At 72.3% G+C, this 15,159-nt stretch carries 13 protein-coding genes and 1 tRNA gene; 6 read left to right on the top strand and 8 right to left on the bottom strand.

Annotated elements, in window-relative coordinates:
* Positions 1 to 8: 8 nt before the first annotated feature.
* Positions 9 to 1,274, top strand: a complete 1,266-nt coding sequence (locus tag JQX11_RS22580; protein ID WP_204926983.1) for a tyrosine-type recombinase/integrase — start codon at positions 9 to 11, stop codon at positions 1,272 to 1,274.
* 83 nt (positions 1,275 to 1,357) lie between these two features.
* Here JQX11_RS22580 and JQX11_RS22575 read toward each other — a convergent pair.
* A tRNA-Ser gene (locus JQX11_RS22575) sits at positions 1,358 to 1,447 on the bottom strand.
* Between the two features lie 75 nt (positions 1,448 to 1,522).
* On the opposite strand from JQX11_RS22575, the gene deoD reads away from it, so the two are divergent.
* On the top strand, positions 1,523 to 2,233 hold the full coding sequence (deoD, locus tag JQX11_RS22570; protein ID WP_204926982.1) for a purine-nucleoside phosphorylase: 711 nt from the start codon (positions 1,523 to 1,525) through the stop codon (positions 2,231 to 2,233).
* Between the two features lie 135 nt (positions 2,234 to 2,368).
* Here deoD and JQX11_RS22565 read toward each other — a convergent pair whose 3' ends face one another.
* The 4 genes from JQX11_RS22565 to JQX11_RS22550 form a co-directional block, all read right to left on the bottom strand.
* Positions 2,369 to 2,830: a nucleoside deaminase gene (locus JQX11_RS22565; protein WP_204927142.1), complete on the bottom strand. Its 462-nt coding sequence runs from the start codon at positions 2,828 to 2,830 to the stop codon at positions 2,369 to 2,371.
* Between the two features lie 220 nt (positions 2,831 to 3,050).
* Positions 3,051 to 3,584, bottom strand: a complete 534-nt coding sequence (locus JQX11_RS22560) for a tRNA adenosine deaminase-associated protein (RefSeq protein ID WP_204926981.1) — start codon at positions 3,582 to 3,584, stop codon at positions 3,051 to 3,053.
* A gap of 113 nt (positions 3,585 to 3,697) precedes the next feature.
* Positions 3,698 to 3,865, bottom strand: coding sequence for a hypothetical protein (locus JQX11_RS22555; RefSeq protein WP_204926980.1), 168 nt, complete (start codon positions 3,863 to 3,865; stop codon positions 3,698 to 3,700).
* Positions 3,866 to 3,938: 73 nt separating this feature from the next.
* On the bottom strand, positions 3,939 to 4,301 hold the full coding sequence (locus JQX11_RS22550) for a hypothetical protein (RefSeq protein ID WP_204926979.1): 363 nt from the start codon (positions 4,299 to 4,301) through the stop codon (positions 3,939 to 3,941).
* 144 nt (positions 4,302 to 4,445) lie between these two features.
* Between JQX11_RS22550 and JQX11_RS22545 the strand changes: the two genes are divergently transcribed.
* The 4 genes from JQX11_RS22545 to JQX11_RS22530 all read left to right on the top strand — a co-directional run bounded on the left by JQX11_RS22545 (position 4,446) and on the right by JQX11_RS22530 (position 11,277).
* Positions 4,446 to 5,216 carry a M23 family metallopeptidase gene (locus JQX11_RS22545; RefSeq protein ID WP_204926978.1) on the top strand — a complete coding sequence of 257 codons (771 nt, stop codon included), beginning with the start codon at positions 4,446 to 4,448 and terminating at the stop codon, positions 5,214 to 5,216.
* A 160-nt stretch (positions 5,217 to 5,376) separates the two neighbouring features.
* Positions 5,377 to 8,322 (top strand): glycosyl hydrolase, encoded by a 2,946-nt coding sequence (locus JQX11_RS22540; protein ID WP_204926977.1) that lies wholly within the window; start codon positions 5,377 to 5,379, stop codon positions 8,320 to 8,322.
* Between the two features lie 75 nt (positions 8,323 to 8,397).
* Positions 8,398 to 9,474 carry a PHP domain-containing protein gene (locus tag JQX11_RS22535; protein WP_204926976.1) on the top strand — a complete coding sequence of 359 codons (1,077 nt, stop codon included), beginning with the start codon at positions 8,398 to 8,400 and terminating at the stop codon, positions 9,472 to 9,474.
* A gap of 132 nt (positions 9,475 to 9,606) precedes the next feature.
* Positions 9,607 to 11,277, top strand: coding sequence for a DUF885 domain-containing protein (locus JQX11_RS22530; RefSeq protein ID WP_204926975.1), 1,671 nt, complete (start codon positions 9,607 to 9,609; stop codon positions 11,275 to 11,277).
* Between the two features lie 87 nt (positions 11,278 to 11,364).
* Here the strand turns inward: JQX11_RS22530 and JQX11_RS22525 are convergent, their stop codons facing one another.
* From JQX11_RS22525 to pgfA, 3 genes are all read right to left on the bottom strand, one after another.
* On the bottom strand, positions 11,365 to 12,873 hold the full coding sequence (locus tag JQX11_RS22525) for a DUF6114 domain-containing protein (RefSeq protein ID WP_204926974.1): 1,509 nt from the start codon (positions 12,871 to 12,873) through the stop codon (positions 11,365 to 11,367).
* Positions 12,874 to 12,966: 93 nt separating this feature from the next.
* Positions 12,967 to 13,581, bottom strand: a complete 615-nt coding sequence (locus JQX11_RS22520) for a DUF6230 family protein (RefSeq protein ID WP_204926973.1) — start codon at positions 13,579 to 13,581, stop codon at positions 12,967 to 12,969.
* Between the two features lie 362 nt (positions 13,582 to 13,943).
* Positions 13,944 to 15,113 carry a cell envelope lipid trafficking protein PgfA gene (pgfA, locus tag JQX11_RS22515; RefSeq protein ID WP_204926972.1) on the bottom strand — a complete coding sequence of 390 codons (1,170 nt, stop codon included), beginning with the start codon at positions 15,111 to 15,113 and terminating at the stop codon, positions 13,944 to 13,946.
* Positions 15,114 to 15,159 lie beyond the last annotated feature (46 nt).

The following is a 15,159-nucleotide window of genomic DNA, read 5'->3' as shown; positions in this document are numbered from 1 at the left end:
GGGAACTGATGGGAAAACGCAAGCCCAACGGCGCATCGAGCATCTACCAGGGCAGCGATGGCTACTGGCACGGACGTGTGACCGTCGGGATCAAGGACGACGGCAGTTCCGACCGCCGCCACGTTCGCGGCAAGACCGAGGCCATCGTCATCCGCAAGGTGCGCGAGCTGGAACGCGACCGCGACAAGGGCACCGTCCGCAAGGCGGGGCAGTCGTGGACGGTCAAGACCTGGCTCACCCACTGGGTGGAGAACATCGCCGCGCCGGCCGTTCGTGACAACACGATCGCCGGCTACCGGGTCGCCGTGTACCGGCACCTGATTCCCGGGCTTGGCGCGCACCGCCTAGAGAAGCTGCAACCCGAGCACGTGGAGAAGCTGACCCGCAAGATGCAGTCCGCCGGCAGCGCCGCCGCCACCGCCCACCAGGCGCACCGCACCCTACGAACCGCGCTGAACGAGGCGGTGCGCCGGCAACACTTGGTGCGCAATCCCGCCAGCCTGGCGAAACCGCCCCGTCTCGAAGACGAAGAGGTCGAACCGTATTCGGTGGAGGAAGTGCAGCGGCTGTTGCTCGCCGCGAGCGAGCGGAGAAACAGCGCGCGGTGGGCAATCGCGCTGGCACTCGGACTGCGGCAGGGTGAGGTGCTGGGCCTGAGATGGGGTGACTTGGACCTCGACGGTGGGACGCTCACGGTTCGCCGCGCCCGGCAGCGCCCCAAATGGAAGCACGGTTGCACGAAGCCGTGCGGCCGGAAGTTCGGCGGTCACTGCCCGGACCGGCAACCGCTGCGCGCGGAAACCGCCGATACGAAATCACGGGCCGGACGGCGCAGTATCGGACTTCCCGATCCCCTGATTGCCCTGCTACGCCAGCACCGGAAAGAACAGGAGGCCGAGCGCGAAACCGCCGCGCAGATCTGGACGGATACCGGCTACCTGTTCACCACGCCGATAGGCGGCCCGGTGAATCCGCGCACCGACTACACCGAATGGAAGCGGCTGCTGACGCGCGCCGGGCTGCGCGACGGGCGGCTGCACGATGCCAGACACACGGCGGCAACCGTGCTGCTGATTCTCGGCGTGGCCGAGCGTGCCGTGATGGGCATCATGGGGTGGTCGGACTCCGGCATGGCCCGGCGATACCAGCACCTCACGGGGCAGGTCCGCCGCGACGTTGCCAAGCGGGTCGGTGGTCTGCTCTGGCAGCCCGCGCCGAAGGCCGACGACGACCCGGACGACGGCGCGGCAGGGGTACTCAGCAAGGCGTCGTGAGGGCAACTGAGACCAGAACTGAGACCACGACGGAGAAACGCCCGGCGACTCACGGAGAGTTGCCGGGCGTTTCGCCTGCTTGCTGGCGGTGGCGGCGGGATTTGAACCCGCGGAGGGCGTAAACCCTCACACGCTTTCGAGGCGTGCTCCTTAGGCCACTCGGACACGCCACCGCCGACGAGGGTACAGGAACACCGGTTCGGATGCCGCACCGGTATCCCCCGGGCCGGCCTGGCAGGATCTTTGCCATGAGTACGCACATCGGCGCGAAGCCGGGCGAGATCGCCGAGCGGGTCCTGATGCCGGGCGACCCGCTGCGGGCCAAGTGGATCGCGGAGACCTACCTCGAGGGTGCCACCTGCTACTCGACGGTGCGGGGCATGCTGGGCTTCACCGGGCGGTGGAACGGCGTGGACGTCTCCGTCCAGGGCTCCGGCATGGGCATGCCGTCCGCGTCCATCTACGCCCACGAGCTGATCAACGAGTACGGCGTGAAGACGCTGGTCCGGGTCGGTTCCTGCGGCGCGCTCACCGAGGACCTGCATCTCCGCGACGTGATCGCGGCGATCGGGTCGTCGACCGACTCGAACATGAACCGGATGCGCTTCGACGGGCTGATCGACTACGCCCCGGTGGCCGACTTCGGGTTGCTGCGTACCTCGGTCGAGGTGGCCGAGCGGCGCGGCATCACCATGCACGTCGGCCCGATCCTCGCCGCCGACGCCTTCTACACCGACCGGCCCGACCTGTACGACACCCTCGCCGACTACGGCGTGCTGGCGGTGGAGATGGAGTCGGCCGCGCTCTACACGATCGCCGCCCGGTTCAAGGCCCGCGCCCTGACCCTGCTGACGGTCAGCGACCACATCAAGACCGGCGCGAAGACCACCGCGCAGGAGCGTGAGCAGACCTTCGGCCAGATGGTCGAGATCGCCTTGGACACCGTCGCCACCTCCTGACCCGTCACCCGACGGCTCGCAAGGGGGCCGATGTTGCGCTCTCCACGCCCCGGGACACCGCAACATCGGCCCCGTCGCCCCCGACCCGACCCGACCCGGCCCCGTCGCCCCCGGCCCGTCGGCCCGGCCCCAGGGTCAGCGGAAGAAGGCGCGCAGGACGGCGGCGTTCTCGGTCTCCAGGACCCCGGCATACACCTCGGGGCGGTGGTTGAGCCGGCGGTCGCGCAGGACGTCCCAGAGCGAGCCGGCCGCCCCGGTCTTGGGCTCCCAGGCACCGAAGACGACGGTCGAGATCCGGGCCAGCACCAGCGCGCCCGCGCACATCGTGCACGGCTCCAGGGTGACCACCAGGGTGCAGTCGTCCAGCCGCCACCGGCCCGTCCGCGCGGCGGCCCGGCGCAGCGCGAGCACCTCGGCGTGTGCGGTCGGGTCCCCGGTCAGTTCCCGTTCGTTGCGTCCGACGGCCAGTTCGGTGCCGTCCGGGCCGTAGACCACCGCCCCCACCGGCACGTCCCCCACCACCCCGTCGGGCCCGGCGGAAGCGTCGGCGGGGGGCAGGTCGGGGCCGGTGACGGCGATCTCCAACGCGCGCCGCATCCACCGTTCGTGCCGCTGCCGGCGACCGGCGGAATCCGGTGCGGCCAGTCCCTCGGTCGCCCCGGGACCGACCCGCCCGGCCGCGCCGGGCGTCGGCTGCCCCGGCCGTACGGTGTCCAGGGCGGGATCGGTGGCGTCGACCGGCCCGGCGGCACCTGGCGACGCCGGGCCACCGCCGGCACCGGGCGACCCCGCCGTGGCGTCGCCGACGTGCGGAGGGTCAGACCTCACGCAGCTCTTCGACCTCGTCGGCGCAGCCGAGCACCTGGCACACCTCGGCGGTCACGTCGGCCGGGAGCATGCCCTCGTGGGCGCAGAGCTTGAGCAGGCGCTGGGCGGAGATGCCCAGGTCGGCGAGGAGGTCGGCGTCGCCGACCGGGTCGGCCTCCGGGTCGACGACCGGCTGCTCGCTGTCCTCGTCGCCGCCACCGGCGGTGGCCGACGGCGGCTCGTCGACGTCGTCGAGGCCGGTGACCGACGTCTTGAGGTCGCCGACGAGCAGCGCGCCCAGCCGGGACTCCTCGGCGTACGCCGAGTCGGAGCCGAAGACCCGCAGGTCCTCCCCCTCGTCGAGGCGCAGCACCACCAGGTACGCGTCGTCGGCCTCGACGAAGAGCAGCGACACGTCGGCGTCGGGTTCGACATCGCGCAGCCGGTCGGCGACCTCGTCGATGTCGGTGGCCCCGCGCAGGTTCACCTCGGCGGCGTTCCAGCCGCCCTCGTCGCGCACCACGGCGGCAGCGAAGTACGACATGGTTCCCCCAAAAAGCCTCGGCACAGCCGACTCGTTACGCGTGCACGTTAACCGGTCGGGTCGGCAGCCGACCGCTCAACGCCCCGAAGGGCCGGCAATCCGGGGAAAGTTCGTCAGCCGGCGACGCGGCGACGGGTCGCGATGAGCTGACGCAGCCGTTCGGTGCGTTCCCGCTGCGGCCGTTCCCGCTGGCGTACCGAGCGGGCGCCCGCCAGCTCGGCGAGAATCTGGAGGCGGCGACGGCTCCGCTCGGAGTCGAGCCGCGGGGTGTTCCAGGCCATACCGAAGAGCGTCCTCAGTCACAGCGGGTACGTCAAGATGGTGCAGCAAACGAAGCCGCACGACGACGCAGCGTCACCACATCGGCCAGTCCGCGCTGACCGCCCACCGCACCACGACCACCGCGAATGCGATGCTCCAGCCACCGGCGGTGACGATGGCCACACCCGCACCGGCCCCCCGGTCGCCGAAGCGAACCAGGGCGAACGCGACGAGCCAGGCGAGCGCGCCGGCGATCACCGTCCACCAGGCGTAGCTGCCGACGTCGTGGCCGAGCAGCCCGAAGAGCACCAGCCAGGCGGCGGCGAGGGCACCACCTGCGGCCACCGCCGCGCCGGTGACGGGGTGTGGTTCCCGCCAGGTCGGCCGGCGGGGCGGACCGGCGGGGAAGAGCCCCGAGGCGGCGTACGGGACGCGTCCGGGCTGGTGGTCGGTCATGGTCACTGCTCCCCCTCCGGCCGGCCGGAACCCGTCGCACCGTCGTCGGCCGGGATCGGGTCGGCGGGCCGTTCCGGGGGCCGTCGTCGGCCGGATGCCGCCGGCGGTGCGACCTCCACGGTAGCCGTCTGTCAGGATGTCCGAATGTCCCTGCTGCGTCCCGACCCACGGCGCACCCGTCCGGCGTACCCCGTGCTGCTGCTCGTGGCGGCGGTGCTGGCGGGGTGCGGCACGGACGAGCCGGTCGCGGGCCCGGTCTGGGACGGCCCGTCGGCGGTGGCGACGGGCGACCAGCCGGCGACCCCGACGGCCCCGGCCGGCAGCCCGTCGGGCAGCCCGGCTCCGAGCGTGACGCCGTCGGCCACGCCGGATGCGGCGGCCCTGCGCCGGGTCTTTCCGGTGCGGGCGGGCAACGTCGCCTACCATCCGACGCACTCGGGGTATCCGGGCACCGACATCTTCGCCGACTGTGGTGAGCCGGTGGTGGCGGTCACCGACGGGACGGTCCTGGAGGTGAGCCGGGTGGACCGGTTCCGTAAGAAGGGGCCGTTGGGGCCGTACAACGGCGGCCTGTCGGTGTCGTTGCTGGGTGACGACGGGGTGCGGTACTACGGGTCGCACCTGAGCGTGGTCAGCCCGGGGGTCGAGGCCGGGGTCCGGGTGCGTTCCGGGCAGCAGCTCGGCGAGGTGGGCCGGACCGGGAACGCGAACAACGTCTGTCACCTGCACTTCGGGTTGTCGCCGAAGTGCACCGGGCACGACGACTGGTGGATCCGGCGGGGCGTGGTGTGGCCGGCGAAGTACCTGGACTCCTGGCGGGGCAAGGGCAACCGGTCGCCGGTGGCGGCGGTGACCGCCTGGGAGCGTGAGCACGGCTGCCCGCGCGCGCCGCGCGGCTCCTCCGGGGCAGGCTGACCGGGGGTCGGCGGCGGCGTCATCGGCCGTACGCATTGACGTAGGTATTACTCGTCGGTTAACGTCCGATGCGGAGAGAGCGCTCTCTCAACCCATGAAACCCTCCAATTCCGACGAACCGCGCGCAGTTGGCCCACCCGCCCCGCGCGGAGGAGGCACGATGACACCTCCCGTCCCCCGCCGCCGCGCCCCCTGGGTGCTCGCCGCCACCACCGCCCTGACCGTCCTCGTCGGCGGCCTCACCCTCACCACCGCCGACTCCCCCGCCGAGGCCGCCACCGTCGGCGCCGGCAGCTACACCACCGACCCGGTCGGCCCGCTGCCCGCCGGCTGCGGCGCCATGTCCACCAACCCCCGCCAGTACGCCACCGCGAACGCCCCCGCCGGGCCGGTACCCACCAACGACTGGTGGTCGTCGCTGCTGTGGAAGAAGACGAACTGCTCCTACAGCGAACCGCTGCACGCCCACCCGGTGTCCTACCAGACGTTCACCGACGGGCTCGGCTTCTCGGCACCGTCGGCCGCCACCGTCAGCGGCACCGCGACCGGGGTGGGCGAGTTCAAGTACACCTACACCGAGGACATCCGGGTCGGCGTGGCCGCGCTCGGCGCACCCGTGGTGAAGGTCGACGACTGGACGGACTGGACGGTCACCCCGTACTGGAGTGACGGGGCCCGGACCCTGCGCGCCACCATCGGTCACGGGCTGCCGTTCGCCTACTTCCAGGCCAGCGGCGGCGACGCCCAGATCAACCCGACCGGCGGCGCGGCCACCGTCTGGTCCAACAGCGGCGCCACCATCGGCTTCACCGTCCGGGGCCACGACTACGTCGGGTACGCCCCGACCGGCGCCACCTGGACCGTCACCAACGGACGGATCACCTCCGGCCTGGCCGGCAAGGGCTACTTCTCGATCGCCCTGCTGCCGCCCACCGCCGACGCCACCGCCCGCGCCTCACTCGCCACGAGCTACGGCCGGTACGCCCACGCACACGTCACCGGCACCCGGGTCGGCTACACCTACGACCCGGCGACCAGCGCGGTGACCACCACGTACTCGTTCACCACCACCGCCCGGGAGGGCACCGCCACGCAGACGGTGGTGAGCCTCTACCCGCACCAGTGGAAGGCGCTCGCCGGCAGCACCCCGCTCACCCAGACCTACCCGTCGGCGCGCGGCCGGATGAAGGTGCTCACCGGGGTGGCCTCCTTCCGCACCGCGATGAAGTTCCACGGGGTGCTGCCCGAGGTCCCCGCCGTGGCCACCGGCTCCGGCACCGACCTGGCCCAGCTCAAGGAGCAGCTCGCCGCCGTCCGGGGCAACCCGATGGACCAGCGCGGCGGGGACACCTACTGGACCGGCAAGGGCCTCGGTCGGGCCGCCCGGATCGCCGAGATCGCCGACCAGGTCGGTGACACCGAGACCCGCAACGCGGCGCTGGCCGCCATCCGCAGCACCCTGACCGACTGGTTCACCGCCACCCCGGGCAAGGCCGCGAAGGTCTTCTACTACGACCGCAACTGGGGCACCCTGATCGGCTACCCGGCGTCGTACGGGTCCGACCAGGAACTCAACGACCACCACTTCCACTACGGGTACTTCATCGCGGCGGCGGCGACGCTTGCCAAGTTCGACCCGGCATGGGCCGCCCAGAGCCAGTACGGCGGCATGGTCGACCTGCTCATCCGGGACGCCAACAACTACCAGCGCTCCGACACCCGTTTCCCCTACCTGCGGGACTTCGACATCTACGCCGGGCACGACTGGGCCTCCGGGCACGGCTCGTTCAACGCCGGCAACAACCAGGAGTCCTCGTCGGAGGGGATGAACTTCGCCAACGCCCTGATCCAGTGGGGTCAGGCCACCGGCAACACCGCCGTCCGCGACGCGGGCGTGTTCATCTACACCACCCAGGCCGCCGCCATCGGTGAGTACTGGTTCGACGTCGACGACGAGAACTACCCGGCGGCGTTCGGGCACTCCACCGTCGGCATGGTCTGGGGCGACGGTGGAGCGTACGCGACCTGGTTCAGCGCCGAGCCGGAGATGATCCAGGGCATCAACATGCTCCCCGTCACCGGCGGCCACCTCTACCTCGGCTACCAGCCGGCGTACAACAAGGCGAACTACGCCGAACTGGTCCGCAACAACGGCGGCGAACCCACCGTGTGGCAGGACATCCTCTGGCAGTTCCTCGCCCTCGGTGACCCGGACGCGGCGCTGGCCAAGCTGCGCGCCAACCCCGGTTACACCCCGGAGGAGGGCGAGAGCCGGGCACACGCCTTCCACTGGATCCGCAACCTCGCCGCACTCGGCCAGGTCGACACCACGGTCACCGCCAGCCACCCGCTGGCCGCCGTGTTCAGCCGCAACGGCGCACGCACCTACGTGGCCAGCAACATCACCGCCGCGCCGCTGACCGTGCGGTTCTCCGACGGCACCAGCCTCACCGTGGCCGCCGGGAAGACCGCCACGACCGGGGCGTACACCTGGAGCGGCGGCAACGCGGCCGGCGGCACCAACCCGAGCCCGACGCCGACCGCGTCCCCGACGACGTCGCCCACCCCCACCCCGACCCCGACCGGGCCGTCGCCGACCCCGACCAGCCCGACCCCGCCGCCGACCACCCCGCCGGCCGGCTCGCCGACCCGGTTCCTGCTGCCCGGTGGCGGGCTCGGTTCCGCCGGCAGCGCGGCGACGACCACCGTCCCCGGCTCCGGGGGCGCGAACCACGACGGCACCCCCAGCAACCCGGTGGTGTTCACCGCGACCCGGCTCAACCTCGCCTACACCGGGGGCCAGACCGGGTTCGACCTGTTCCTCGACGCCGGCCAGTCGGTCGGCAACGGGGTGCAGGCCCGGGTCTCCTACGACCTGACCGGGGACGGCACGTTCGACCGGGTGGAGACGTACCGGTACTTCGCCACCGACCCGGTGCCCGGCTACGAGCACTACACGCAGAACGCCGGCCTGCAGTCGGCCACCGGCACGCTGGGCAACCTGTCCGGCGGCACGGTGAAGGTGGAGGTGTGGTCGGCGATCGGCGTCAACCCGTCCACCCTCGGCACCGGCAACCAGTCGGTGGTGAAGCTGCCGTACTCCTGATCCGCCTCCCCCGCGTACACCCCCGCGCCGCCGGTCGTCCCCCGACCGGCGGCGCGGGCGCGTAGGTTGCCATCCATGAGCGCCAGAGACCCCGTCGCCGACCTGCGCCGGATCGCGTTCCTGCTGGAGCGGGCCAACGAGGCCACCTACCGGGTACGCGCGTTCCGCTCGGCGGCGACCGCCCTGGCCGCGCTGCCGGCGGCGGAAGTGGCCGAGCGGACCCGGGCCGGCACGCTCACCGACCTGCCCGGGGTGGGCGATGTGACCGCCCGCTGCGTCACCGAGTCGTTGGCCGGCGAGGAACCGGTCTACCTGCGCCGGCTGGTCGCCACCGAGGGCGTCGACCTGGACGAGGCGGCCGGCGCGCTGCGGGCCGCGCTGCGCGGCGACTGCCACACCCACTCGGACTGGTCGGACGGCGGGTCACCGATCGAGGAGATGGCGCTCGCCGCGGTCGAACTCGGCCACGAGTACGTGGTGCTGACCGACCACTCGCCCCGGCTGACGGTGGCCCGTGGCCTCACCGCCGACCGGCTGCGCCGGCAACTCGACCACGTGGCGGCGGTGAACGCGGCGCTGCCCGAGGGGTTCCGCATCCTCACCGGGATCGAGGTGGACATCCTCGCCGACGGCACCCTCGACCAGGACGAGGAGCTGCTGGCCCGGCTCGACGTGGTGGTCGGTTCGGTGCACAGCGGCCTGCGCGACGAGCGGGCCCGGATGACCCGCCGGATGCTCACCGCGATCGCCAACCCGCACCTGGACATCCTCGGCCACTGCACCGGGCGGATGGTGTCGTCCCGGCCCGCCGGGGTGACCGGCCCGGGTGACAAGGGGCACCGGGCGCGGACCCGCGCCGAGAGCGACTTCGACGCGGACGCGGTCTTCGCCGCCTGCGCCGAACACGACGTGGCCGTGGAGATCAACTCCCGGCCGGAGCGGCAGGACCCGCCGAAGCGGCTGATCCGTCGGGCCCTGGAGGCCGGCTGCCGGTTCGCCATCGACACCGACGCGCACGCCCCCGGGCAGCTCGACTGGCAGCGGTTCGGCTGCGTGCGGGCCGCGTTGTGCGGCGTCCCCGCCGACCGGGTGGTCAACACCTGGCCGGCGGACCGCCTGCTCGACTGGACCCGCGCCCGCGCCTCGGGATGATCAACTCTTCTGGGGCGATGTTGCGGTATCCGAACCCAGGGGATACCGCAACATCGGCTCCGGCGTGCCGTTCACCCCGGGCCCGGCAAACACACTCGACAACCGGCCCCGACGGTCACGTAGGGTCGCAGCGTGGGACGAATCGATGACCTCGCGAACCGGTACGTGGCCGACTGGGCGCAGCTGAGCCCGACCGGCGCCACCTACGTCGGCATCGCCGGCTACGACGACCAGCTCGACGACCTCTCGCCCGCCGGTTACGAGGCACGGGCCGAACTGACCCGGCGCACCCTCACCGACCTGGACGTAACCGAGCCGGAGTCCGAGGCGGAACGGACCGCCAAGGAGGCGATGCAGGAGCGCCTGGGGCTGGAGCTGGCCCGGCACGACGCGGGCGAGATCACCAGCGAGGTGAACGTCATCGCCAGCGGCCTGCACGAGATCCGGATGGTCTTCGACCTGATGCCCACCGAGGGTGAGCAGGGCCGGGCCGCCGTCGCCGCCCGGCTCAACCGGTTCGCCGCCACCCTGGAGGGCTACAAGACCACGCTGCGTGAGGCCGCCGCCGCCGGCCGGGTCAGCTCCAAGGTGCAGCTGACCGAGGTGGCCAAGCAGTGCGACACCTGGACGGACCCGCACGGCGACAACTTCTTCCACGGGCTGGTGCAGCGGCTGGACGCCGACGGCACGCTCGGTGCCGAGCTGCGCCGGGGCGCGGCGGCGGCGACCGCGGCGACCGCCGAGTTCGGCCAGTTCCTGCGTACCGAACTGGTTCCGCTGGGGCGGGACAAGCAGGCCGTCGGCCGGGAACGGTACGAGCTGGCCTCGCAGTACTTCCTCGGCGCGAAGGTCGACCTCGACGAGACGTACGCCTGGGGGTTCGCGGAGCTGGCCCGGTTGGAGGCCGAGATGCGGATGGTGTCGGGCCGGATCGCCGGCCCGGGTGCCACCATCGACGAGGCGGTGGCCGTGCTCGACGCCGACCCGGCGCGCACCATCCAGGGCAAGGAGGCGTTCCGGGACTGGATGCAGGCGCTGGCCGACAAGGCGATCAACGAGCTGCACGGCACCCACTTCGACATCCCCGAGCAGGTCCGGCGGATCGAGTGCTGCCTCGCCCCGACCAGCGACGGGGCGATCTACTACACCGGGCCGAGCGAGGACTTCTCCCGCCCGGGGCGGATGTGGTGGGCGGTGCCCCAGGGCGTCACCGACTTCTCCACCTGGCGCGAGGTGACCACCGTCTACCACGAGGGCGTCCCCGGCCACCACCTCCAGGTCGCGCAGACCGCCGTCCGGGCGGAGCTGCTCAACCGCTGGCAGCGGCTGCTGTGCTGGGTCTCCGGCCACGGCGAGGGCTGGGCGCTCTACTCCGAGCGGCTGATGGACGAGCTGGGCTACCTGGAGGACCCGGGCGACAAGCTCGGCATGCTCGACGGGCAGGCGTTCCGGGCGGCCCGGGTGATCCTCGACATCGGCATGCACCTGGAGCTGGAGATCCCCCGGGACAACCCGTTCGGCTTCCACCCGGGTGAGCGGTGGACGCCGGAGCTGGGCTGGGAGTTCATGCGGGCGCACTGCCGGGTGCCGGACGAGAACCTGCGCTTCGAGCTGAACCGCTATCTGGGCTGGCCGGGGCAGGCGCCGTCGTACAAGGTGGGCGAGCGGATCTGGCTGCAGGCCCGGGAGGAGGCGATGGCCCGCAAGGGCGCCGACTTCGACCTGAAGGAGTTCCACCGGCAGGCGCTCGACCTGGGTGCGCTCGGGCTCGACCCGCTGCGCCGGGCCCTGGCCCGGCTCTGATCCGCACCGCCGGTCGGCGGGCGTGACGGGTGGTCGGGGGGCGGGCGGATGCCCGCCCCCCGACACACCGTGGGGGTGGGAGCAGGGTCAGGAGAGGCTCAACGCCAGTGCCGGTCGGGCGGTCAGCGTGTCGGAGTCGACGAACGCCAGGTCGATCGCCGGGTCGGTGAAGGTGATCGGGATCGGCGAGGTGACCGGGATGCCGTCGGGGAACGGCAGGTCCGGGGTCAGCGTGACGGTGATGCCGAGCAGCTTGCCGACGAACCGGGTGGCGTAGAACGCGACGTCGCCCCGCACCGTCAGCTCGTCGGTGACGTACCGCTGGTGGCGCCCCGCCGGACCGTCCGCAACCAGGCTGAAGTCGGCGGTGACCGCCCGGCTCATGCTGAACTTCAACGCCTTCAACGTGCCGTCGGAGGTGGGCAGGTCGACGATGCCCTCGAACCGCAGCCCGGTCATGGTGACCCGGGTGCCGGTCAGCTTGGACGGCTGCCGGGCCACCCTGGGCTGCCCCGGCTCGGGGGCGATCCTCGGCAGCGGCCGTCCCGGCCGTACGGTGCCGGGGCGGGCGGGCCTGCCTGGGGCACAGCGGGTTCCGGAGCCGGTGGCGGTGGGTTTCGGCCGGGCGGTGGGGGTGGCCTTCGGGGTCGCCCCGGCGCCCGGCGACGGGGTGCCGTCCGGCGACGGGCTGGCGGCCGGCTCGGTCTTTCCACCCCCGGTGAACAGGTCACCGAGACCGTGCAGCAGGTCGGTGAGCAGGTTGCCGTCCGGCGAGGGTGATGGCGACGGGCTGGCCGTGCCGGGGGTGGCCGACGGGGTCGCGGTCCGGCTCGCCGTGGGGCGCGGGGCGGCGGTCCCGGTGGGTGCCGGTCGCGGGCAGGCCGTCGGTGCCGGCTGCGGCGCGGCGGCCCGTACCGGCCCCGGCGCCGCGGCCCGTACCGGCTTCGGCGCGGCGGCCACCAGTGCACCGGCGGCGAGGCCGAGGACCAGCAGCGCGACCGCGAGGTGGCGTGGGTCCCGCCTGCCGGCGGGGTCCTGCGCCGGGTCGCGCGGTGCGGCGGTGTCCGCCCCGGGGCCGCCGAAGAAGCCGAGCCGGCCGTCGGCGTCGAACCCGTCGTCGGCGTCGGGGTCGGCGTCCGGGTGGGCTCCGGCGGCGGTCGGTCCGGCGGTGGGCGGCGCGGCGGTGTCGGCGGCGGCCGGCGCGGCGGGGCGGATCGGGGTCCAGGCGAAGCCGAGGGCGCTGCCGACCAGGCCGAGCAGCAGGCCGAGGAAGAAGCCGCCGAGGTTGAGGCCCATCAGCGAGTAGACCGTGGTGACCGCCGCGACGATCGAGTAGAACAGCCGCTGACCGGGGCTGAACCAGAGCAGCAGCCCGCAGGTGACCAGGATGATCGGGATGAGCAGCGAGTAGAGCCCGGTCGCGCCGGAGGAGAAGCTCAGCCCGTTGAGGGTCATCCTGGTGGAGGCGAACATCTCCACCCCGGCGAGCACGGTGAGCAGGCCGCCCCAGAACGGCCGGCTGCGTCGCCACCGGCGGAAGCTCCGCCACCCGCGACCGGGGCCGGTCGGGGCGTACGGCGGTTGCGCGCGTGTCACGTGCTCCTCCTGGGCGGATGGGTACGGGGTCGGGCGGGCCGGGCCCCTGCCGTCCGGCGGGGGGTGACGGGAGGGGTCCCGGCCCGGTGCGGATCAGTCGTCCGCGAAGCACTCCTTGCCCTTCGCGGCCTCCCCGACGTTCACCTTGAGTCGCAGGCCGGTCAGGTTGAAGGTGGCCGCGGTGGTGTAGCGGGAGACCTGCCGCAGGTCGGTGATGGTGACGTGCTGGGCGTCCTGGCCGAACGAACCGGCCTGCGCCGACGCGTTGAGGTCGGTGGCGTCCCGGCCGATGCGGATGTTGGTGAAGGTGGCGTTGCCGCCCAGGCTGTCCATCGCGATCATCATGTTCTTGGCGGTGGCCGGCTTGTCGTCACCGGCGTTGATGGTCAGCACCACCGGCAGGCCGGGCAGGTCGGCGCGGACGGACTGGCAGAGCTTGTAGAGCTGGGCGCTGCTGATCTCGGAGAGGGCGACCGGGTGGACCTTGCCGTTCTTCTCCTTGACGATGCCGCCGTACTGGGTGAAGCCGTCGCCCTCCAGACGTTCGGCCCCGATCTTGAAGGTCTGCCCGGAGACGGTGATGTCGGAGGCGATGGCCCCGCTCTGCATGCCGAACAGGATGGCGCCCACGGCGGCCGTCGCGGGCACCATCATCGCGGCGAAACGCCGCCACCGGGTACGCCCCGGCTCGTCGGTCCGATTCTGCACGGATTCCTCCTCAGGCTGGTGCCGGTCGTGGGAGCCGGTCGGGCCGCGACCGGGCCGGAAGATCTGTTACCGACGGGTAACGAATGCGTGCCTGATGGTGCACCCACTGAGGCGCGGCTCACAAGACCCCACCTACCGACCGGTAACCGTCGATCATCCGAGCCGGTCGCCGTACTCACGCTGGGTGCAACCGATCCCCGGTAGTCGACCGGATAGATGCCGTCAAATCCGACGTCATCCCTCACTGCGAGTTGGTAAACCATTGACAAGTTACGATTCCGTAACGGACGCGTACGGTCACCACGGAGACGCGGAGGGCGGGCCGGGAGACCCGACCCGCCCTGGTGTGCCGACGTGCGCGGTCAGCGCGAGCCGGGCTCGCCCCCGCCCCGCCAGTTCGTCGACGCGGGTGGGATCTCGTCGGTGAGCGGGCCGCCCGACCGCCCGACGGTCGCCGGCTCGGCCTTCCCGTCGCGGGTCGGGGCGTCGGCCGCCGGGGCGACACCGGCCCCCTTCGGCCCGCCGGCCGGCGTCGCGCGCCGCCGCCCGGCGACGACCAGCCAGAGGCCCACCAGCAACAGCAGGCCACCGAGGACGGCCAGCCCGATCGGCAGGGTACGGCCGATCAACTGGAGCTTGTCCCGGGTCACCCCGGCCGACTTCACACTGTTGGCGATGGTCGCCTCGTCGTAGACGAAGTCCGCGTCCAGCAGGGTCACCGGGCTGCCCTGATTGGGCACGAAGTTCTTCCGCTGCTGCTCACGTACCTTGACGAAGTTGCCGCTGACCGGCTCGATCCAGATCGTCCGGGTGTTGCTGTAGGTGACCTTGCCGGTGGTCGCCCCCGGTGCCAGCGCGCCGGCCAACGCGGTCAGCGAGCCTTCCGGGGTGACCAGGTCGGTCTCCGGGATCTGCTGCACGTACCGGTACGCCTCGGTGCCGTTGATCTGCTCGGTGCCGTCGAACGCGATCGGCAGCCCCCGGCGCAGGTCCCGGTCGAAGAAGGTGTGGTCCCGCCGCTCGGCACGGAACGGAAACTTGTAGGTCTGCCCGGCGAAGGTCACCGAGTCGTCGGTGCCGCCCGGACCGTCGGTGTCCAGGTACTGCTTGTCCCAATCCCGGGCGGCGGCAGTGACCCGGTCCAGGGCGAACTCGGCCGCGTACTTGCTGACGTCGGAGCCGTTGTCGGTCCGCACGACGGTGCCGTAGACGTCCCAGACGACCGCGTCGCCCTTGAGGTCGCCGGTCATCTCCTTCTCGGTCGTCGACGCCTGCGGCACCACCTCGGTGGTCGCCTTGAGCTGACCGGTCTGGATCGTCGGCTTCCCGTCGAGCACCTGCATGAAGGTGGCGTTGTCGGCGACCGCGACGCTCGCCCGCAGGCAGCCGTCCGGCTTGCCGTCCGCGTTGCAGAACGTCAGGTCGTACGGCAACTTCGTCACCGACGGCGCCACGTAGTACGCCGTTCCCGCGGCGACCGCGAGCGACAGCACGCCGATGCCGAACAACGCGGCACCCAGGCGAGTCTTCACTGGTCCTCCCCTAACAAAGACGGTCAGCCGGTTACCGGCGGAAGAT

It is taken from the genome of Micromonospora humida (genome assembly GCF_016901255.1).
Lineage (GTDB): Bacteria > Actinomycetota > Actinomycetes > Mycobacteriales > Micromonosporaceae > Micromonospora > Micromonospora wenchangensis.
This window is presented reverse-complemented; position numbering and strand designations above follow the sequence as displayed.